The sequence below is a fragment of the Pseudomonadales bacterium genome, from assembly GCA_024234615.1.
Classification (GTDB): Bacteria; Pseudomonadota; Gammaproteobacteria; order Pseudomonadales; family IMCC2047; genus JAJFKB01.
This window is the reverse complement of sequence record JACKNY010000003.1, coordinates 146,400-164,324: the sequence shown is the minus strand read 5'-3', so window position 1 is coordinate 164,324 and position 17,925 is coordinate 146,400. Positions and strand designations below refer to the sequence as shown.

The following is a 17,925-nucleotide window of genomic DNA, read 5'->3' as shown; positions in this document are numbered from 1 at the left end:
TAACTCAGCTTTGTTTAGTCACTAATTCCTTAATAATCCGATTTGAAAAAGCAGAATGTAAACTAGCGTCCAGTTGTACAAAGAGTTCTTCCAGCTGAGGGTTGTGGGCTAGCTGATTGCTGTTTAACAGACGATCCTCGCCGGCTATACGAATCGCATCCAATACATGCTTAACCGAAATTTCATCAAATGGCTGTGCTGGTAAATAGACGGGTATTACGTCGTTAGTTTGTTTGATCAGGTTTTGATTTTCCAAGGCCGACAGAATATTGGCCATAATGTCGGAAGGGATGTTGGCCTCAATCGCCAGCTGTTTTGCGCTGTATGGTTTACGTTGATGATAGAAGTTGTCAGCAATTCGTGTGATCGCCAGTAACGCCAGTCGTTCCTTCATGTTATTGCTGAGTTTTAACTCTCGCTGTGGTGAGCTTACATAATCAGGGTTTTGTACATAAAAGGAGATGCTGGCACCAACCAGTAAGATCAGCCAGCCGACATGCAGCCAGATGAGGAAAAAGATCAGGGTGGCGAAGGCGGAGTATATCGCGGCGGTTTTGGTGGAAGTTGCAACAAAGGTGGCGAAGCCCCAGCCAGCGGTTTGCCAGAGTATTCCGGCTACCAGCGCACCGACAAAAGCGGGTTTCAATTTAACCTTGGTGTTAGGGATGAAAGTATAGATAAAGATAAAGGCGCAAATAATCAGTACATAGGGAATCAGCTTGGTAGCGGCTTCAATCACACTACCGAAGGGCTCAATTGCCGAAATCCATTGCACCATGGACGTATTAAGCATCGTACTGGTTAAGCCCAACGCGGAAATAACCAACACCGGGCCAATCATCACTACAGACAAATAATCACTAAATCGTTGTGACAAAGGACGTGTTTGGGGTACCCGCCAAGTGTGATTAAAGGCGGCTTCAATTTTTTGCATGAGCGCCACGACCGTATAAAAAAGCAGCGCGATACCGAGCGAGCCGAGCACGCCCACCTTCATATTTTCTACAAAACCGATGATGCTGGCAGTAATCTGTACCCCTTGATCGCCCAAGGGCTGCAATAGATTGAGCAGCATGGGTTCGATTTTATTATGTACCCCAAAGGCCTTGAGCACTGAAAAACTCACCGCAAGCAATGGTACCAGAGAGAGTAGGGTGGTATAGACCAGACTCATTGCCCGCAGTGTGAGTTGCCCGGCAGTCATGTCTCTGGCCACGGCGAAAAGCACACGAACGCACTGTATTAATCCAGCGCGCCAGCGTGGCATGCTGCTTAATTCAGTGTGCCAAATCGATTCGATAAGTTTGGAAATGCTGTCTTTAGGTAACGCAGCCATTGGCGATCCTCGCCCCCCAATAATCAGTATTAATGGACGAAACAATAAGCTTTTGTGGAAGTCTGTGCAACCGACAGATGAAGGAATCTAATAGGTCTCATCCCAGGGTTTTCTATAGAAGTGTTGATAGAGCGTACCAAAGCGTCGCTGCAGAAAGATGATTAGAACCGCAAGTTAGAGATGGCCAAGATGTTTTTTGACAATCTGTAACATCGGTTTGAACACCTTGGGGGAAGCACAGACAATATGGCCGGATTTCAGGTAATTGTCGCCGCCTTGAAAATCACTGGTCAAGCCGCCAGCTTCTTTCACCAGTAATGTACCCGCCGCGATATCCCATTCCTGTAAATTCATTTCCCAGAAACCATCAAAACGTCCGGCTGCCACATAGGCTAGATCCAGCGAGGCTGCGCCTGGACGCCTGATACCTGCCGTTTGTCCGGCGATTTCGTGCATGCAATCCAAATAAGGCTTCATATGGTTTAGCGCAAAACCGCTAAAAGGAATACCCGTGCCGATTAAGGCGCCATCCAGGCTGCGACGACCAGATACCCGCAGGCGTTTTCCGTTCATAGCAGCGCCATCGCCTTTGCTGGCAGTAAATTCTTCACGCTTTATAGGGTCAAAAATTACCGCATGCTGAACGCGGCCCTTGTACTTACAAGCAATGGAAATGGCAAAGTGGGGGATGCCATGAAGAAAATTAGTGGTACCGTCAAGGGGGTCGATCACCCATTCATAGTCGGGGTTTTCGCCAGTGCTAGCCCCTGTTTCTTCGCCGCGAATGCTGTGGTCGGGATAGGCCTTACGCAATTGATAGATGATTTCCTTTTCGGCCGCACGGTCAACCTCTGTGACGAAATCATTACGTCCCTTTTCTTCTATTGCAAGCAGGTTAACGCGCTCCAGCGCATCAACAATAATTTCTCCGGCTTTACGCGCCGCCCGCGATGCGATATTCAGCATAGGTTGCATGATGAAGGTACCTAGTTTTTTAAGGAGCAATATAAAATGGCTGGCTATTCTAACAGGGAAAAAGGGTGGGAACTATAGAAGCCATTTAACATTGAGCGAATTAATGGGGGTAACGCCACTCTCGGTCCGGCCTCAGTATGCCTTCTCATTGAGATTTTTGACAAAACCATCAAAACGAATCTGGTAGGTAAGATTGTGTTTACTTAGCTATTGGTTACAATAGCCCACTGTGCCTGAGGAGGTTCAGTAGTTTTTCTGGGGTAGTCTACCCATAAATAGATATTCATCTTGTAAAGAGGATGCTGAAAAGCATCCTCTATTTGTCGTTTTGTTTGAGGAAGCAGCAGTGTCAGATAATTTTAAAGAAGAATCGTTGTACTACCATCGCTACCCAGTGCCGGGTAAATTGGCGATCGAACCCACTAAACCGATGGCTAATAAGCGTGATTTGGCGCGAGCCTATTCTCCCGGCGTCGCCTATGCCTGCGAAGCCATTGTGGAAGATCCGAAAGAGGCTGCGTCACTGACCGCTCGAGGTAATTTGGTTGGCGTGATAACCAATGGTACGGCAGTGCTTGGCCTGGGCGCGATTGGGCCATTAGCGTCCAAGCCAGTAATGGAAGGCAAGGCGGTGCTGTTTAAAAAATTTGCCAATATTGATGTGTTCGATATTGAGTTTGATGAGAGCGATCCGGATAAGTTGATCGAGCATATTGCTGCGTTGGAACCAACCTTTGGTGGCATTAACCTGGAAGATATCAAAGCACCTGAGTGTTTCTATATTGAGAAGCAATTGCGCGAGCGCATGAGTATTCCGGTCTTTCATGACGATCAACACGGCACTGCGATTGTAGCAGCGGCAGCGGTCTACAATGGGCTGAGTATCGTTAATAAAAAGATGGAAGAGGTTAAACTGGTGGCCTCAGGTGGCGGCGCTGCCAGTATCGCCTGTATCGATCTGCTCGTCAGCATGGGCCTTTCCCGTGATAATGTTTATGTCTGTGATAGCCGTGGCGTGGTCTATAAAGGCCGTGTTGATGGCATGAACGAGTACAAAGAAAAATATGCCCAGGACACTTTGCTGCGGACTCTGGATGATGCCATTGCTGATGCCGATATCTTTATGGGCCTCTCCGGCCCTGGCGTACTGACTCAGGATATGGTGAAGAAAATGGCGGATAAACCGCTGATTTTGGCTATGGCGAATCCGACACCGGAAATTTTACCCGAGCTAGCGCGCGAGGCTAGGCCGGATGCCATCATCGCAACCGGACGTTCTGATTACCCCAACCAGGTTAATAACGTTCTGTGTTTTCCTTTTATATTCCGCGGCGCACTGGACTGTGGTGCAACCACGATTAACGAAGAAATGAAGCTGGCCTGCGTGAAAGCCATTGCGGCCCTGGCACGCAAAGAATCCAGCGAAGTGGTAGCAGCAGCCTACGCTGACGAAGAATTAAAATTCGGCCCTGAATACCTGATTCCCAAACCCTTCGATACCCGTTTGATTGAAGAATTACCCGTTGCTGTGGTGGAAGCGGCAATGGCCAGTGGTGTTGCGGCGCGGCCGATTGATGACTTGGTCGCCTATCGTAGAAAGCTACATAGTTCGGTACATCGCAGTGGTTTGTTCATGCAGCCAATTTTTGAGGTGGCGCGACGTTCGCAGGAACGTTTGGTTTACGCCGAAGGCGAAAATGAAGATGTGTTGCGTGCGGTTCAGGCGGTGGTTGATGAAAAAATCGCCCGTCCAATCGTGATTGGACGCCCTGACATCATTCAGGAACGCATTGAACAAATGGGCTTGCGTTTGCAGGCAGAGCGGGATTTTGAGCTAGTCAATCCAGAGAAGAGCGAAGGGCACCAGGAATACTGGGAGTACTATCATTCGTTGGTGGGAAGAAACGGCGTGTCGGTGGAAGCCGCAAAATCCATCATCCATACCAATAGCACAGTGTTGGCAGCGGTTATAGTGGCCTTGGGTGAGGCGGACGGTTTAATTTGCGGAAAAGTTGGACGCTTTGATTACCATATGCGTGACATTATGGGGGTAATCGGGCCTCGTGCTCGGGGTCAACATGTGTCCTCAACTTCGACTCTACTACTGCCTAAGGGAGAGCCGCTATTTTTGGCGGATTCCTTTATCAATGTAGACCCGACGGCTGAGCAGATTGTGGAAACGGCCAAGGCGAGTATTGAAGTGGTACGTCATTTCGGTGTCAAACCAAAAGTGGCGTTATTGTCGCATTCCAACTTCGGCACATCCAATGCCAGCTCAGCGATAAAAATGCGTAAAGCTTCAGAGATTTTGCGAGCAACCATGCCGGATGTGCAAATTGATGGCGAAATGCACGCGATGTCAGCTATGCGACCGGAATTGCTGCGCACTGTTTTCAAAGATTCTGTGCTGAAAGGGCAAGCCAATCTGCTGATTATGCCAAACCTGGATACCGCTAATATTGCACTAGGCCTAATTCGTTCATTGACCAACGCGCTGTTAATCGGCCCACTATTATCAGGCTTGGCCAAGCCGGCACACATTGTTATTCCTTCGGTCACCCCGCGTGGGATTTTGAACATGAGTGCCTATACCGCTGCGGACATCCAGCGTTACAAAGGGAAAGCAACCTGATTAGATAATGCCGGGCAGGGGTGACCCGGCGAGTTGGATTATTCTGCCGCCTCGTCACTACAAGCGCGCAGCCGGTATTGACGAGGGGTAACACTGTAATGTGCCTTAAAACAACGGTGGAAATGGGATAAATCACCAAAGCCCCATTCCAGCGCAATGTCCGTGGTTGAAAGATGCTGCATCGACGAACTGGCCAACGTTCGCGAGCATGCCTCAAGCCGTTGCTGCTGAATGTAGCGGGAAACTGAAATCCCCTCTTCTTTAAATAACATGTGCAGATAACGTTTGCTGATACCCTCTGCCTGCGCGATGAATTCGGGTGATAATCTCGAATCTTGCAGATGCATGGCAATAAAACGTTTGATACGACGTAAATGATCCTGTACCGCATTTTGCTGAGGAGACATATCTGCGCTGGACATGGCTTCCAGTGAGGTAATGAGCAAGTCAAGAATATTTGTTTCCAGGCGTTTGACTATCGCTGGGGCGAGCATGTCGATACGTTGCACTAGTGAAAATAAAAACTGGCTTAGCAGGCCGTGGGTTGGGAATTCACTACCCATGCGAATGCCAAGAAAATCGTTTGGGGATTTTAATAATTCCTGTAGCGTCGATTGTGGTATCGCCAGCACTGCCTGTTGGTAATGCGAAGGCAAATGCAGTTGATAAGGCTCAGTGGTACTGCAGAGTGCAAAATCACCTGGCTTGAGGTGGGCTTCACGCCCGCATTGCTGGAGAAGGCTCTCGCCTTTTAACTGAAATTTAACGAGGTAGAAGGGATCCGCTATTTGCGCGATATCCTGCTTACGGCGAGTAACCGTCAGCGAGTTACTGGAAACACGTGCAAGCCGCATTTTATCCAGTTCGGTATGATAGAGTTCGGCGGCAAAACCAGTAGCCTGTTTGCTGCGATTGATGCTCACATCCATTTGGCAAAAGGTACGGCAAACCGAATGCGTAAAGTGGTCAAACTCCGCGATGGAATGGAACTGTGACTGTGATGAATTACCTGTCATAAATCGTTACCAGCGTGCTAACTACTCGATTTGATAACCTATCTTGTCTTCCCCATAAGGATTGGTCAAGCTGGAATTGAGTCTTTGGTGGATTAGATGGCCTAAATTTGATCGTTTCACACCGAACACAAAGTGCCAGCTAGCGTTTTCTTCGTGCGTTGGCACGTCTTCTGGCAATGGCATCTCGATTGACTTCGATAAAACGCTTTATCCAATAGGAAAGGATAGATTTGCGTCCGGTTGCTAAAAACGCATAAGCGCCGGTGGCAACAGTGAGGGCACCAATTGAGTCCACCATGAGGTCGCTCATGGTGTCATCCAACCCGCTCTTTTGCATGCGCATCGCAAACAGCTTATCCATGCTGTATTCGAAAATCTCCCAGATAGTGCCGATCGAGAGTGCAAAGGCGAATGCAAACAGGCAGATGAAAGGATGTGACAGCTCAAGGTCGATACGCGCATTAAAGTTTAAAACCCAGACCAGGCAGAGTCCAAGCATCCCCAGCAGTAAACCAGAGGTTAAGTGCAGCAGCAAATCCCACCACCAAAAACGTTCATAAAAACCAGCCAGCTCGCCAAGAAAAATCGCCGCGAATATAAAGACTACTGTGGCGAGGTCAAATTCAACCGGTAAGGAAACCTCAAACTGTCTGGCAAAGAGGGTGGGAGCGAGTGACAGCAAAATAATGCCTAACACGATCAGGGCATTAACCCAGTTTTGGTGATAAGCGGAAATGCAAGCGCCGACAAATAGAGTGCCGAGGAGAATGGATTTAAGCAGTCTGGGGTTGACCTTAATCATCATTTTCAGTCCCATATCGATGCCTACCTTACTTTAAAGATGTAGCCATTATCGTCCTATGGTCAGGTTTTTCCAGTGCTTCCTGTTACAGACAGGAGTAACCGATGGCGATAGAATGCAACAATTGGAAGAGAATTTTAATTGTTTGAGAAAATTGAGAAAGTGCTCTTATTTTGCCCGTGTCGGCAAAATTTGGACAGGAAGCCCTATGAAAAGATTCATGATATTGCTGTTGCTAGCTCAGGTCGCCCAGGCACAGGTTTATAAATGGGTTGACGATAATGGCAAGGTGCATTATTCCGATGAAATCCCGGAAGGAAGGGATGTGCTTGAGGAAAATATCGAAATTAAAAACAGCCAAATACAGATTATGGGTGAAAAAGACATGCAACTGCTGGAAACCTATGATACTGACCGTGAACAGCGCAAGGAGGCTAATAAACTGGAGCAAAAGCGGTTAGATCAGGAAGCGAGTAAATCTGCCAATGTGGTAAATAAAAAAGTTTCCTTGCCAGAGAAGCACCGATGTTTTGGCCCTTCGCCATCTTCGACGCCTTCTGGTGTTTCTCATCTGGAAGTAAACGCCAGGGAGTTAGGTGATGAACAGATTGAAACGCTGAAAAATATTTTTGACAAAATTCGGGGAAACTGGAGAGGTACGGCGGAAGGAGTTACCTGCTTAGGTACGGTCGAGACCCCAAAGCTGAAGCCGGAGGATTTTAACTTGAGGGTTGAGGCGCGGGTAGATTTTTCTTCGACGTTGAGGATAGAGGCGGATCTCGAATCAAAACATGGTGGTTCTCGGCGCAGTGAAAAGTATGACTTTCATTTAGAAGATGATTTTCTCAGACTGAATTTTTTTGGCAAAGGTGGGGATATAGAGCTCCGTCATCTAACTAAAGAAGGCTTTACTATTTTGCAAAAAAAATGGCATCGCAATATTTTTGTCGAGACTTTAATTGCAATCAACCTGAACGGAAATGCCTTAATCATAGAAAGAATCAACTACGCCAACGGTATTCTTGGTGGCGTGAGTGTTTGGGCGTTAGAAAAATACTAACCAAGACAGCTTAATGTTTTTCCGCAAGCGCGCACCAATGCTTTGCAGAATCCGTGTCTGGCGCTGTGCCCTGGCCTAGTTCGTACATAAGACACAATTTCCACATCGCCTCCGGAGAGGCCTCTTGCGTGTGTGTTGCTGCGCTAAGGAAACATTGCAGTGCAGATGCATACTTGCCATCGCGGTAAAAGATAACACCGACATTATAAATCTCAGTTGCGGTTAGGTCGTTATCGACAGTGCAGTGGTGAAGTTGCGCAATCGGCCCGGTTTCCGGGCTGCCGTTAAGGTGCTGCTGAGAACTGACTTGATCGCGAATTAATTTTTGCAAGTCTGCGGGTTCAAATAAAAACCAATCGTCGTTCATCGCTATTCTGGTATAAACAGAGAATAGCAATGCAGACTCCATTTTGAGTCGCCTCACAGCGAGGCCTCCATTTGCGCTACTTGTAAAACGATATTCCCACCATTTCGATATCGGGGCGCCCAGGCCAAAAGTGCCGATCCAGTAGGCAGCTGTGTATAGAGGGTCATACTTTTCCTGGTTGTAATCCTTGAAGCCTTCATGGGTTGTTTTGCTGGCCAGCGCCCAACGATTATTTTTACAGTACGACTGGTCTAGATCGAATAGCTGTTCACCGATGAGTTTTTCCATGCCGTTACTAATACCAAAGGCTTTAATTCGTAGCTGCTTTTTGCCTACCGCTTCAATATTAATATGGGTGACATCAATAATTGAAAAATCGCTGATAAATATATGAGCCATTGTCGGTGCTGGAAATTGATAGGAGTTTTCGTATTCGTAATGGGCGTTACTGCTGATATTGTTGAAGGTGCCGAGAGGTGGGTTGCAGTGATCCGTTTTAGCGGTAGTCAATGTGGGCCAATGCCCAGGGTAATTGCTTTCCTCCGAGCTGATAGTGGCACAACCGCATAGAAATATAACCAAGTAAGCTATACTCACTGGCCTATGCCGCTGATAGCGCCATTTCTTCATACAGGAATCCTGCCGATAATGGTGGCAAGAATATAGCGGGTTATTGATTGAGTCTACACTTATTTGTTGGCCTCTCGGGCTGTGTTAATTGGCACATTGATTGTTTTAAAGAGGGCTCAGCGCCAGTTTTGCTGAATTTTTAATGCGCTTCTCATCCTGCCAAAACTCGGATGTAGGAATTTGTTCGAGTGTTTTGGCATTACGTTGCATGAGCACTTCGATACCGCCGCCCCAGGAATAAAGCAAAGTTTCGCGGCGATCCCAGATGCTGACCTTGAGAGTAGATGCGGCGATGGTGCCGCCATAACTCTTACCAGTAATAAATTTCATTAAGCCATCACCTTTGTGCGCTATTTTTTGTGATGCACCATCCCATTCCGCCTTATCATTCATGAAGGGCGCGCCTACTGCTCGTACGCGGAGCGAGACTATCCCATCCACTTTATGCCGTAACAGCAATTCCCGATAACTGTGATCAAGCACCGCAGCAAGTTTTTTGGGATCTTCTTCCCCCGCTTGATGGGCCAAACCAACGAGGCTGTTCATCTGTTGTCGGATATCCTGCATAATCTGTGGTGGTAAAACCTTAAAACCTTCTTTTTTCAAACGTTTAACCACCTCCTGCTCAAGCATGCTTTTGACGCTGTCTGGCATTTTTAAATCGGCAGCAGCGTCTAGTGGCGCGACGGCGAGGTGGTGATATTCTTTTTTTAACGCGCTCTTTTTAATGTTGATAAAAGCATCTTTGCTGGATTCCGCATAGCTCAAGTTTGCGCTGAAAAGCAGCATTAATACACAAGAAAGGTAGCTTTTAAGCTGTTTCATAACGCCTCCCTCATTATTGATTTGACGAGTCAATATACCAGCGGATAATAGGCGCGTCCGCGGCATCGGGTGCGAGTGCCAGATAGCGATCGAAAGCGGCGGTTGCCAGCTCATTCAATTGCTGCTGACGATAGGCCATACCCAGTTCTTTATGCGCTAGCGCGAACTTCGGATCGACAGCGATCGCTTTTTGATAAGCCGTTAGACGCGGTTTAAAGTCGGGGCCTTCTGGGTATTCTTTCCGATAGGCTTCACCGACCATGTAATGCCCAATTGGCCTGTCTGGTAAAGCACGGGTGTAGCGTTGCAAGGTTTTGTGTGCACGTTGATAACGTTGCCGTTGAAGATCCAGTTGAGCATCTACCAGCAGTGCATTGCCGTAGGCTTCGACATAGGATTGTTCTGGTGGAATATTATGCGGTGGTGATTTTATCCTTTTGATCTGCTTTTTAAGGTTTTTCAGCCGGGAGTCAATGTCCGGGTGGCTGCTCCATATTTTCCCCACATTGACTTGGTCGTCTTCTTTGATACGTAAAGCTTCAAAGGCAGGCAACGCTTGATTGGGTTCGTAACCGGCCGCAACCAGTAACGCTAAACCCTGCTCATCCGCTTTGGTTTCGAGTTTGCGGGAATATCCGCTGGTAACCAAGTCAGTCCATACCTGTCCTGCGCCCATCAGGCTGGTATCCAGGGCTCCGGTTTTCGCCGCGACGGCGGCGGTGGCGAGCAGGCCCAAGCCTTTACCGATCGCCGATTGCTTTTGTTTGGATTTTATTTGGATATAGGCATGTCGATTCAAAAAGTGTGAGATTTCATGGCCAAGAATTGCCGCTAATTGAGCTTCGTTCTCCAACTCAGCCAGTAACCCGGTTTGCACCGCAATGGTGCCATCGGGGTAAACCCAGGCGTTAACGGTTGGGTCTTTGAAGATCAGTACTTTCACTTCCATGCCAATGGTTTCCACCATATCACCCATCAGCCGTGTTACTAAAGCTTCAAGCTGAGCTTCCATCTCAGGGTCATCAATCACCTCGCCAGTTTCGCGAACCTGCTTTTGGTGTGCCTTGCCAATTTCCCAGATCTGTTTTTCTTCCTGACTTTCCGGTACAGAATGTGGGATTTCGTTGATAGGTTGGTATTTTGCTGCGAGACTCAGGGTGCTTAGCGCAGTGCCAAAAGTCAACAATAGGATGGGTAAGTATGGTGGACGTTTCATCGTGCCTCCTACTTGCGACGGTCATTAGACTTCCCGGTGGACGGGTTCCGTACCAAGAATATACGCCTATAGATCGTGTTTTTCTAATTGAATTGTGGAATAGCGGGGCGTCTAGAGGTTTTTCATGGAACAAAATGCTAGCTTATTTCAGGCTCTTTTTAAAATCTCGGTTAATGCCGCTAAGGATATTTCAGCCCGAAATAACACCCGATTGTCGGTAAGCAAACCATAGCAATGATAAAGTTGTTGTGCTGCACCGGAAGCGCCTAACCCCTGACCACTGGTCATTATCTGTGGCGGCGCCACCAGGATATTAAGTTGATCGTTGCTCTTTAGCCTAGCATTGAGAGCTCTATCTACCGAAAACTTATGCGAGGTATAGACCATCGGGTCTTTTTTGAAATCGTGCCCTTGTTTAAATGCCCGCTCCAGTAGCGCACAGGAAACCAGTGCCATCGGAAAGGTCTCAGGAAAGATAAACTTATCATTCAGCTCGTCAAAATAATCTGATTGTTCTGCCAGTGAGCCCGATAAAAAATTCTTAGCATTGCCAACGTTCATGTATTTACGTTTGATGAAATAGTGCTGATCTGAGAAGAATGAGCGATCATCTAATAGCTTTAAATCCGGCAGCCAGCTGAGGTCGGAGTCTGCTAAACATAATGGTGTTTGCGTTTCCTTTTTGTAGCCCAATAAAACCACCCCTGCGTCGGTCTTGATGGCGACACGGTTAGAAAGAGTTGGCGTATCTGCGGTGCTTAAAACGGACTTTCGTATATCCACCGCAACAGCTTGCTCCGGTTTTACCACATTGGCGAAAGTAAATTGATAATTACTAAATTGCAGTTGTTCTCGGTCAATTATTGCGTTCTCTTGTGCCTTTTCGCGAAACAGCCGTAATTGATATTCGATCAAACATTCGAGTTGGAAGCCCAGAACAATCGGTCCGGCAAACGGATTGCCGACAATTTGCGGCCAATGATTTTTGTCATGAAAAAGATTGAAGTCGTCGGTTGAGTTGCGCGCAACTTCGATATGTATTTGTGAAAATAGGAAATTGTTATTGTTTGGTCGTGCTGTCATCTGCCTAACCCCTTGAGGTCCATGGAGCTATTAACCATCCGTTGGCGAATAGATTATCGTATCGAGTAGAACTACGCTACTACCTTTATATCCCCCTCAACCATGCCTTCTCCCTAAGAAGATATGGTTGGTCTCGATCAAGCAGATTTACTTTCCTGATACTGCAGCACCAGGCTATAAATCACGGGTAATACCAACAGGTTCAACAGTAGCACCGAGAACATGCCTCCTAACATAGGCGCGGCGATGGGTTGTGTGACATCTGAGCCGGTACCGCTACTGAGCATGATCGGTACTAAACCGGCCATAGTTGATAGCACTGTCATGGCGATGGGGCGCACACGTTTTGAAGTCGCCTCGAGGACGGCATCTTTGATTGTCTCAGCGGCTAGTTTCGAATCGCTTTCTGTGCGCCGTGACGTAATTTCGCGATCTATAAAACCTAAAACCAGCACACCAATTTCTGCCGCCATTCCGGCGAGAGCGATAAAGCCAACCACGACTGCGACGGAAAGATTATAGTTGTTGGCGTAGATCAGCCAGATACCGCCCACCAGCCCGAAGGGGATAGAGAGCATTACGACCAGCGGGGCAGTGACGTTACGAAAATTTAGGTAGAGCAGCAAAAAAATAATCAGTAGGGTAATCGGCACAATGATGCTTAGCCGCTCAGCAGCCCGCTCCATGTATTCAAACTGCCCAGCCCAATTAAGTGCGTAACCGACTGGTAGGTTAATTTCGTCAGCCACTCGCTGTTTGGCTTTGCGGACAAATCCGCCGACATCCGAGCTGGCTATATCCACATAAACCCAGGCGTTCGGTCTGGCGCCTTCGCTCTTAATGACAGACGGGCCGCGTCGGTACTCGATATCCGCCACCATAGTTAGGGGAATCTGATTGCCGCTTGGTGTTGGAATTAGCACACGTTTCAGGCTTTCCAGATTATCCCTCAGCGCTCTGGGATAACGCAGATTTACTGGGTAGCGTTCCAGGCCTTCGACGGTTTCGGTAATATTCATGCCACCAATGGCGGTAGCGATAACGTCTTGTACCGCGCCCACCGTCAGGCCATAACGGGCAGCATTATCACGATTGATCGTAAAATCCAGATAGTAGCCGCCGACTGATCGGTCACCGAAAGCAGAAGTGGTTTCCGGTAGCTTTTTCATTACCTGCTCAATGTCCCTGGTGAGCTTTTGTAGTACTGAAAGGTCAGGCCCCGAAACCTTAATGCCGACTGGGGTTTTAATACCCGTGGCAAGCATATCCGTACGGGTTTTAATGGGCATAGTCCAGCTGTTTGCCAAGCCAGGAAACTGAATCGCTCGATCCATTTCCGCCATCAGTTGCTTGATGGTTTTGCTTGGGTCAGGCCATTCCGCTTTCGGTTTTAATCGTATGGTTGTTTCCAACATCGACAGCGGCGCTGGATCGGTGGCAGTTTCCGCACGTCCAGCTTTGCCAAATACCGAGGCTACTTCTGGGAAACGGGCCAAAATCTTATCGGTCTGCTGCACCAGCTCTTTAGCTTTGGTAATTGAAATACCAGGAAAGGTGGTGGGCATATAGAGAATATCGCCTTCGTCCAGTGGCGGCATAAACTCGCTGCCTAATTGCGCATAGGGGTAATAGGTCGCTGCAAGTAAGACTGCTACGAGGGCAAGAGTAATGATCCGGTGTTGCATCGCCAAGCGCAAAACCGGGGTGTGTAACTGATGCAGCAAACGATTGATCGGGTTTTTCTCTTCGGAGGTGATTTTGCCGCGCAGGAAGTAACCCATCAAAACCGGCACCAGTGTGATGGCAAGAATCGCTGAAGCGGCCATTGCGTAGGTTTTGGTAAAGGCGAGTGGGCTGAACAAACGACCTTCCTGAGCCTGCAATGTGAATATTGGCATAAAGGAAACGGTGATGATGAGTAGCGAGAAGAAGAGTGATGGCCCGACTTCACGGCAGGCTTTGCCAATTGCTTGCCAATGTTCTTTGTCTGTCAGGTCTTCGCCTTTTGCCGTGATCGCTTTTGCTAAACAGCGATGGCCATTTTCCACCATCACGATAGCCCCATCGACCATGGCACCAATGGCGATGGCAATTCCGCCAAGTGACATTATGTTGGCATTCAGTCCTTGCCAGCGCATGACCAAAAAGGCCATCAAAATACCTAAGGGAAGGGTGATGATGACGACCATCGCTGAGCGGACGTGCAGTAAAAAAAGCATCACCACCAGGCTGACAATTAGTAACTCTTCCAGCAGAGCAGTATTTAAGCTATTGACGGCGCGTTCGATCAGATCACCGCGATCATAAACCGGGATAATTTCTACCCCTTCCGGCAACCCCTTTTTAAGCTCTTCCAGCTTGGTGCGCACGGCCTTAATTGTAGCCAGCGCATTTTCGCCATAACGCATAACCACCACGCCACCGGCCACTTCGCCTTCACCGTTAAGATCAACCACACCGCGCCGCAATTCGGGGCCAAGATGGACTTGCGCGACATCGCGCAGACGCACAGGCGTGCCGTTCGCATCAACAGCAACAGGAATACTGTTGAGGTCGCTAATTGATCGGATATAACCGAGACCGCGCACCATGTATTCGGTTTCCGCCATTTCGAGCAGGCGGCCACCGACATCCTGGTTGGAAGCTTTGATCGCCATTTTTATCATGTTGAGGGAAATGCCGTAGCGCTGTAACGCATTGGGGTCGACCTCGACCTGATATTGTTTGACGAAACCGCCGATGGAAGCGACCTCGGCAACGCCATTGACCGCTTGCAAGGGATACCGTAAATACCAGTCCTGCAGCGAGCGCAACTGTGCGAGGTCGTGTTTGCCGCTACGATCAATCAGGGCATATTCGTAAATCCAGCCGACCCCGGTCGCATCCGGCCCCAGCGTGGGGGTGACGCCCTGAGGTAGTCGACTACTGGCGAAATTGAGGGCTTCTAATACCCGTGATCTGGCCCAGTACATATCGGTGCCGTCTTCAAAAATCACATAAACGAAGGACATGCCGAAGAAAGAGTAGCCGCGCACCACTTTGGTTTTTGGCACCGACAGCATGGCGGTAGTTAGCGGGTAGGTCACCTGATCTTCGATCACCTGGGGCGATTGACCAGGATGCCTGGTAAATAGAATGACCTGAACATCAGATAAGTCCGGGATCGCATCCATCGGCATATTTTTGTAAGCGTATAACCCACTTAAGCCAATTAGCAGCGCAGCCAGCAGCACCAGAAACCGAGTGCGTAATGAAGCCGTAATGATAGCGTTAATCATGCTGGTGTGCTCCGTGATGATCCGGGTTTTCCACTTCCTGATCTACAACAGGTATGTCACGTGAACTTGCGTTATGTAAGCTATGCTCGGTGTCATTTGCTGGTGTTTCAGTGGTGGTAATTACCGGTGCCATCAACCCTAGCATTTTACTCGTGGCTTCACTTAATTTTGATTCTGAATCCACTAAAAATTGTGCTGATGTGACGATTTCATCACCGGCTTCGAGCCCTTTCAATACCTCTACCTGACCCGCAGATTCCAAGCCCAGAGTGACGATTCTGGGGGTAAACTTGCCGGGTGAGAGCACCAGAAAAACTTGATCCTGACTACCGGATCGAATTACCGCCTCAGCGGGAATAACGACGGCGTCTGCCTGAGTGTCCGCCCGGATAATCACCTCGGCAAACATATCAGGGCGCAGCAGCAGTTCAGGATTATCAAACACCAGGCGTACTTTGATGGTACGGGTTTTGGTCTCGGCGTAGGGGTAGATATAATCCAGTTTGCCGACAAAGGTTTTGCCCGGCACGGAGGCTAAGGTCATGGCAACCTGGTCGCCAACCTTAATCCAGGGCAATTCATATTCGTAGACATCCGCAAATACCCAAACTTGGCTTAGGTCGACCAGCATGTATAACTCCGTTGCCGGGGTGACGTATTGTCCTTGGCGTGCACCGATGCGAATCACCGTACCTGCGGTCGGTGCGTGAATATGCAGATTTTTTTTGATCTGCCGGGTTTGTTCCAATTCGCGAATCTGATGTTCGGCAACATCCTGCATCTCAAGCCGTTGCCGCGCACTGGTGACCAGCGATTCCGCGCCTTTGCTAATTTCGGCGAGGGGGCTTCCCTTAAGCGCCGCGCGATTATTTAAGGCCAACAGATATTCCTGCTGCGTGGAAACCAGGTTGGGTGAATAGATGCTCAATAAAATATCATCACTTTTCACCTGCTGTCCGGTTTTATCAATGCGGATTTCATCGATCCAGCCTTCTACCTTGGGGTGTAAATTAACGATGCGTCGCTCATCAAAGGCAACCCGACCCAGCGCACGAATAGAGCGGCTCAACGATGCCCGTTTTGCAATCGCTGTGCGTACTCCGATGTTTTGTACCATCACCGGATCAATGCTCACGGTGCCTGCGCTATCGTTGCCCTCAGCGGCATTAGCGAAAACCGGCACATAGTCCATGCCCATGGAATCCTTGGTGGGCACCGGAGAGGTGATGGCGGGGTTCATCGGGTTGCGGTAAAACAGCGGTTGCGCAGCCTTACTGGCACTGGGTTGCGCCGGTTCAACCTTGCCGTCAGAGAACCAATAACCGGCGAGCAGCCCGATGGCGAGCATGAGAATGGCGATAACAATGCTGGACTTATTCATAAATTGTATCCTCTCCAACTGCGGCTTCTAGGCTGGATAATGCCTGTTTGGCTTCACTGAGCGTCTTCCAATATTGCAGTTCATAATTGAATAGAGTGATTTGGCTGCGTATGAGATTGAGGAAGTCGACCTGGTTCACCTGATACCCGGCCAGCATAGATTCAACCGTTTGCCGCGCCTGCGGTACGATGCCTTTTTCAAACAAAGTAAACTGTTCGCGTGACCGCTGGTAATCAGTGACCGCGTTGGAAATCTCCGCCATTACCTTAAGTTTATCGTCCAGCAGGGCGTAGCGATTTTGTTGGAATTCGCTGCTGCGTTGTTTTATCGCTTTCGACTGTTTGGCCCCTGCATATAGAGGGATTTTTACACCGATCATAAGTGATAAAAAATCTGAGCGAGATCCGCCCATAGGTAACGAATTGCTACCCTGTCGATCGCCGTAAGTCAGCCCCAGACTGAAATCCGGATAGCGATCACGTTTGGCTAAATCCAACTGGGATTGGGCGCTGGCGAGTTGTTGTTCCGCTTGCTTCAATAAGGGGCGTGAGGACTCGGCGTGCTCATAGTAAAACGCTTCTGCTTTAATATCCGGTAGCTGCTTTGATACCTGACTGGGTAATAGTAACGATTGATTTGGCTGGGTATTCATCAGAATATTAAGTTTGATCGATTGCCGTAACCGCAGGGCGCGCAATTGGATATGCTGATCCACGAGTTTGGACAGTTCCAGTTGTGCCAGCAATACGTCCTGTTGCAAGCCCTTGCCAGTCTCATATTTGGTGATGGCGACTTCAATAAACTGGCGCAATAAAGACTGATTGTTGATGGTGGTTTCCAAGGCGCGGTCCAGGTAATAAAGTTGCCACCAGGCTTCGCGGACAGTGTTGATAAGTCCCAGACGCATCTCGTCCACGGAATGAGCCGCCGCTTCAGCGCGATACTCAGCCGCTTCTTTGCGCAAGGATAGTTTGCCCGGAAACGGAATCGCCTGCGTCACGCCGAACTGTATTTGCGTCATGGGTTCCTGATCGAAATCGAAGGAATCCGTTGGCATATTCATCAGGCCGAGTTGCAACATGGGGTCAGGCAAGGCGCTGACCTGAGAAGGAATTTCCGCAAGCGCCGCATAGCGCGCTTGCACTTCGGCCAGCGATGGATTGTTACTGACCGCAGCTTCCACAGCGGTTTCCAGTGCTAATTCATTACGGCCTATCGACGCCTGCGTCTGCGCAATAACTAACATCAGCAGACAGGTAGCTGTGCGCAAAAAGAATGAAACAGCACAATGCCATTTCGTGCGAGTAGCTTTGGTTTTCATAGT

The 17,925-nt window shown here is 48.7% G+C and carries 13 protein-coding genes; 2 read left to right on the top strand and 11 right to left on the bottom strand.

Annotated features, from left to right (window positions below):
- Positions 1 to 4 precede the first annotated feature (4 nt).
- Positions 5 to 1,336 (bottom strand): YihY family inner membrane protein, encoded by a 1,332-nt coding sequence (locus H6995_13465; protein MCP5216006.1) that lies wholly within the window; start codon positions 1,334 to 1,336, stop codon positions 5 to 7.
- Between the two features lie 174 nt (positions 1,337 to 1,510).
- Positions 1,511 to 2,311 (bottom strand): inositol monophosphatase, encoded by an 801-nt coding sequence (locus H6995_13460; protein ID MCP5216005.1) that lies wholly within the window; start codon positions 2,309 to 2,311, stop codon positions 1,511 to 1,513.
- A 346-nt stretch (positions 2,312 to 2,657) separates the two neighbouring features.
- On the opposite strand from H6995_13460, the gene H6995_13455 reads away from it, so the two are divergent.
- Positions 2,658 to 4,943 (top strand): NADP-dependent malic enzyme, encoded by a 2,286-nt coding sequence (locus H6995_13455; protein MCP5216004.1) that lies wholly within the window; start codon positions 2,658 to 2,660, stop codon positions 4,941 to 4,943.
- A 38-nt stretch (positions 4,944 to 4,981) separates the two neighbouring features.
- On the opposite strand, the gene H6995_13450 is transcribed toward H6995_13455, so the two are convergent.
- Entirely contained in the window at positions 4,982 to 5,959 is a 978-nt protein-coding gene (locus H6995_13450) for a helix-turn-helix domain-containing protein (protein ID MCP5216003.1), read from the bottom strand.
- A gap of 139 nt (positions 5,960 to 6,098) precedes the next feature.
- Positions 6,099 to 6,728 (bottom strand): hypothetical protein, encoded by a 630-nt coding sequence (locus H6995_13445; protein MCP5216002.1) that lies wholly within the window; start codon positions 6,726 to 6,728, stop codon positions 6,099 to 6,101.
- A 241-nt stretch (positions 6,729 to 6,969) separates the two neighbouring features.
- On the opposite strand from H6995_13445, the gene H6995_13440 reads away from it, so the two are divergent.
- Positions 6,970 to 7,821, top strand: a complete 852-nt coding sequence (locus tag H6995_13440; protein ID MCP5216001.1) for a DUF4124 domain-containing protein — start codon at positions 6,970 to 6,972, stop codon at positions 7,819 to 7,821.
- Between the two features lie 10 nt (positions 7,822 to 7,831).
- On the opposite strand, the gene H6995_13435 is transcribed toward H6995_13440, so the two are convergent.
- From H6995_13435 to H6995_13405, 7 genes are all read right to left on the bottom strand, one after another.
- Complete coding sequence (locus H6995_13435) at positions 7,832 to 8,818, bottom strand: SEL1-like repeat protein (GenBank protein ID MCP5216000.1); 987 nt, start codon at positions 8,816 to 8,818, stop codon at positions 7,832 to 7,834.
- Positions 8,819 to 8,923: 105 nt separating this feature from the next.
- On the bottom strand, positions 8,924 to 9,643 hold the full coding sequence (locus H6995_13430; protein ID MCP5215999.1) for a hypothetical protein: 720 nt from the start codon (positions 9,641 to 9,643) through the stop codon (positions 8,924 to 8,926).
- Positions 9,644 to 9,656: 13 nt separating this feature from the next.
- Positions 9,657 to 10,859, bottom strand: coding sequence for a M48 family metalloprotease (locus H6995_13425; GenBank protein MCP5215998.1), 1,203 nt, complete (start codon positions 10,857 to 10,859; stop codon positions 9,657 to 9,659).
- A gap of 147 nt (positions 10,860 to 11,006) precedes the next feature.
- Positions 11,007 to 11,942 (bottom strand): hypothetical protein, encoded by a 936-nt coding sequence (locus H6995_13420; GenBank protein ID MCP5215997.1) that lies wholly within the window; start codon positions 11,940 to 11,942, stop codon positions 11,007 to 11,009.
- A 137-nt stretch (positions 11,943 to 12,079) separates the two neighbouring features.
- On the bottom strand, positions 12,080 to 15,220 hold the full coding sequence (locus H6995_13415; GenBank protein MCP5215996.1) for an efflux RND transporter permease subunit: 3,141 nt from the start codon (positions 15,218 to 15,220) through the stop codon (positions 12,080 to 12,082).
- The gene (locus H6995_13410) at positions 15,213 to 16,601 is read right to left on the bottom strand and encodes an efflux RND transporter periplasmic adaptor subunit (GenBank protein ID MCP5215995.1); all 1,389 of its coding nucleotides are present in this window, start codon (positions 16,599 to 16,601) and stop codon (positions 15,213 to 15,215) included. The genes H6995_13415 and H6995_13410 overlap by 8 nt, the downstream gene beginning before the upstream one ends.
- Positions 16,594 to 17,922 (bottom strand): TolC family protein, encoded by a 1,329-nt coding sequence (locus H6995_13405; protein ID MCP5215994.1) that lies wholly within the window; start codon positions 17,920 to 17,922, stop codon positions 16,594 to 16,596. The genes H6995_13410 and H6995_13405 overlap by 8 nt, the downstream gene beginning before the upstream one ends.
- Positions 17,923 to 17,925: the final 3 nt, after the last annotated feature.

Bases quoted from the DNA above. Each gene is read 5' to 3' on its own strand.
- H6995_13465 (MCP5216006.1), bottom strand. From the start codon at position 1,336: ATGGCTGCGTTACCTAAAGACAGCATTTCCAAACTTATCGAATCGATT.
- H6995_13460 (MCP5216005.1), bottom strand. From the start codon at position 2,311: ATGCAACCTATGCTGAATATCGCATCGCGGGCGGCGCGTAAAGCCGGA.
- H6995_13435 (MCP5216000.1), bottom strand. From the start codon at position 8,818: ATGAAGAAATGGCGCTATCAGCGGCATAGGCCAGTGAGTATAGCTTAC.
- H6995_13425 (MCP5215998.1), bottom strand. From the start codon at position 10,859: ATGAAACGTCCACCATACTTACCCATCCTATTGTTGACTTTTGGCACT.
- H6995_13420 (MCP5215997.1), bottom strand. From the start codon at position 11,942: ATGACAGCACGACCAAACAATAACAATTTCCTATTTTCACAAATACAT.
- H6995_13450 (MCP5216003.1), bottom strand. From the start codon at position 5,959: ATGACAGGTAATTCATCACAGTCACAGTTCCATTCCATCGCGGAGTTT.
- H6995_13430 (MCP5215999.1), bottom strand. From the start codon at position 9,643: ATGAAACAGCTTAAAAGCTACCTTTCTTGTGTATTAATGCTGCTTTTC.
- H6995_13405 (MCP5215994.1), bottom strand. From the start codon at position 17,922: ATGAAAACCAAAGCTACTCGCACGAAATGGCATTGTGCTGTTTCATTC.
- H6995_13415 (MCP5215996.1), bottom strand. From the start codon at position 15,220: ATGATTAACGCTATCATTACGGCTTCATTACGCACTCGGTTTCTGGTG.
- H6995_13410 (MCP5215995.1), bottom strand. From the start codon at position 16,601: ATGAATAAGTCCAGCATTGTTATCGCCATTCTCATGCTCGCCATCGGG.
- H6995_13440 (MCP5216001.1), top strand. From the start codon at position 6,970: ATGAAAAGATTCATGATATTGCTGTTGCTAGCTCAGGTCGCCCAGGCA.